Origin of the sequence: Actinosynnema sp. NPDC023658, assembly GCF_040639995.1 — a bacterium.
GTDB lineage: Bacteria > Actinomycetota > Actinomycetes > Mycobacteriales > Pseudonocardiaceae > Actinosynnema.
This window is the reverse complement of the sequence record NZ_JBFAAX010000832.1, coordinates 1-2466: the sequence shown is the minus strand read 5'-3', so window position 1 is coordinate 2466 and position 2466 is coordinate 1. Positions and strand designations below refer to the sequence as shown.

The 2466-nt window shown below is 73.0% G+C and carries 2 protein-coding genes; both read right to left on the bottom strand.

The genetic code is table 11. The features are described 5' to 3' along the window. Positions 1–10: 10 nt before the first annotated feature. The gene (locus AB0G02_RS35330; RefSeq protein ID WP_360803332.1) at positions 11–1321 is read right to left on the bottom strand and encodes an extracellular solute-binding protein; all 1311 of its coding nucleotides are present in this window, start codon (positions 1319–1321) and stop codon (positions 11–13) included. Between the two features lie 60 nt (positions 1322–1381). Beyond that, the coding region (locus AB0G02_RS35325; protein ID WP_360803329.1) for a DUF2264 domain-containing protein at positions 1382–2466 on the bottom strand (1085 nt) is incomplete at its 5' end.

The following is a 2466-nucleotide window of genomic DNA, read 5'->3' as shown; positions in this document are numbered from 1 at the left end:
GCGGCACGGATCACTGGGCCTCGATGACCTCGCTGCGGGCGCGGGCGCCCGCCTTGGTGAGCGCCTCGTCGACCGGCGTGCTGCCGGACATGATCGCGGAGTGCGTCTCCTGCAGGATGTTCTGCAGGGCGGCGGTCATGGGGGAGACGGGGTTCTCCGCGTGGGTGTCGTGGCTGCCGAAGCTGAAGCGGGACAGCTCGTCGGTCGGCACGCCCTGCACGCCGAAGTAGGCCTGGGTCACCTTGTCGGTCAGCGTGGCGGGGGTGATGCCGATGGAGGCCAGCGCGGAGGCGCCGCCCTCACCGGCGGCGAAGGCCAGGAACTTCTTGGCCGCAGCGGTCTTGCCCCCGTCGATGCCCGCGTTGATGCCCAGCCCGGTGGGGTCGCCGAAGGTGACCGGCTTGTCCTTGGTGCTCGCGTCGCGCTGCGGCGCGGGCGCGAAGCCCCACTGGAACGCCTGCGCGTCGCCCTTCTTCTGCTGCGCGATCAGGGTGGCGACGTACCAGCTGCCCATCAGCATCGTCGCCGCCTGCTGGGTGCCGAACTGCGCCTGGTACTGCAGGGTGTTCGTGGTGGCCGTGCCGTAGTCGACCTGCGCGCCGGACTGCTGCTGCTTCAGCGCTCGCTCGTAGTAGGGCTTGAGGTAGCCGTAGTCGCCCTTGGTGATGTCGGCGCCCGACGTCTGCGCCAGCGCGAGGCCCTGCACGGTGGACTGCCACACGTGCTGGTAGGCGGCCTTCGCCGGGGAACCGGCGGCCTTCAGGCCCGCGGTCAGGTCGGCGGTGGCCTTCTCGTAGTCCGCCCACGTCCAGGTGGCGGCGGGCGGCGTCACGCCGGCCTTCGCGAACAGGTCCTTGTTGTAGTACAGGTACCAGGAGTCCTGGCGGTAGGGGACGGCGTAGGTGGCGCCCTCCACCTTGTAGTTGCCCAGGCCGTTGACGCCGCCCCCGAGGCCGTCGGCCACGTCGGACACGTCGAGCAGCTGGTCACCGCCCTGGTAGGTGATGAAGTTCTTGAGGTTCTTCAGGATGAAGACGTCCGGCCCGCTGCCGGCGGCGAGGTCGGCGGTGAGCTGGGTGTCGTAGTTGGTGGCGTCGTACTCCTTGAACTCCACCGTGATGTCGGGGTTCTCGCTGTGGAAGGCCTCCGCGAGCTTCTTGAACTCCGGGGTGGAGTTCAGGCTCCACGCGCTCATCGACAGGGTGACCGGACCACCGCTGCCGGTGGTGCTGTCACCGCTGCCGCCGCACGCGGTCGCGACGAGGGCGAGGGCCGCGACGGTGGCGGCGATGACGGTCCGTCGGGGGTACCTGCGTTGCATGGTTCCTTCACTTCCTGGTAGGGCACGGAGAGAGGGGGTGGTGCGAACGTTCGGGGGCGGTCAGGGCAGCGCGACCTCGGTCCGCGCGCCGTCGGGCCAGCGGGTGGTGACCGCGGTGGTCGGTCCGTCGTGCCGGAGGTCGACCCCCGGTTCGACCGACCGGGGAACGGGGTCGCGGGTCAACTCCAGCAGGACCGCGCACCACTCGCCGGGGACGACCGGGTGGTGCAGCCACGGCACCGCGGCGACCGGGCCGAGCGGACCGGCGTCGGTGCGCACGGCCACGCCGGCTCCCGTGACGGGCCCCAGCAGCGCGGTCACGGTCGACCGGCTCCCGTCGGCACCGAGGGCGCCCGCGGCCGTGCCGGGCACGTCGACCTCGGAGCCCGTCACCGGCCACCCGGACACCCGCAGCGCCACGGGAAGGCGGTCCTCGGCCACGTGGTCGACGCGGACCAGGCGCACCTCCCACGGACCGCGCACGAGGGAGTGCACGGTGAGCGCGCCGGCGTCGTGGTGGCGTCCCGTCCACCCCGAGCCGTGGTGGTGCTGGGCCTCGTCGGCGTCGAGCCACCGCACGACACCGCCCGACGAGCCGACGCCGACCGTGACGCCGCCGGTCTCCACGACCCGGACGGGACCGACGTCCATCCCGGCCCGGTGGGAGCTGCGACCCTCGGCGTCGAGCAGCACGACGGCCTGGTCGAGCGGGTCGGTCCAGCTCTCGGCGTCGAGCAGCGGGCTGGTGGCGGTGGAGTAGCCGAACCGCGCGTAGAGCGGGGAGTCACCCCTGGTGTCGCCGGGCACGGCGTGGTCGGTGCCGTGGTTGACCACCCGCACCACGCCGTCGGACGCCGTTCCGCTGACCAGCCAACCCGGCGCCCGGATCGCGCGCACGTAGTCGGCCCGCTCCACCGGCAGCGGCAGCTCCTCGGCCGCCCACACCGGGTGGTCGGCGGGCAGGGACAGCCCGAGCATCCCCTTGACCGCCCAGTACGGGGAACCGGGACCGGAGTAGGCCTGAGCGATGCGCGGCCACGGCCCGTGCCACCCCAGGGTCAGCAGGCCCCGCTCGTCGGGAGCGCCGCGCTCGACGAAGTGCCGGACCACGCCCGCCGCGGCCCGGCGCAGCACACCGGGCGGGG

What these genes read in the sequence shown, in the direction of transcription:
- AB0G02_RS35330 (WP_360803332.1), bottom strand. Translation starts at nt 1,321, where the DNA reads ATGCAACGCAGGTACCCCCGACGGACCGTCATCGCCGCCACCGTCGCG.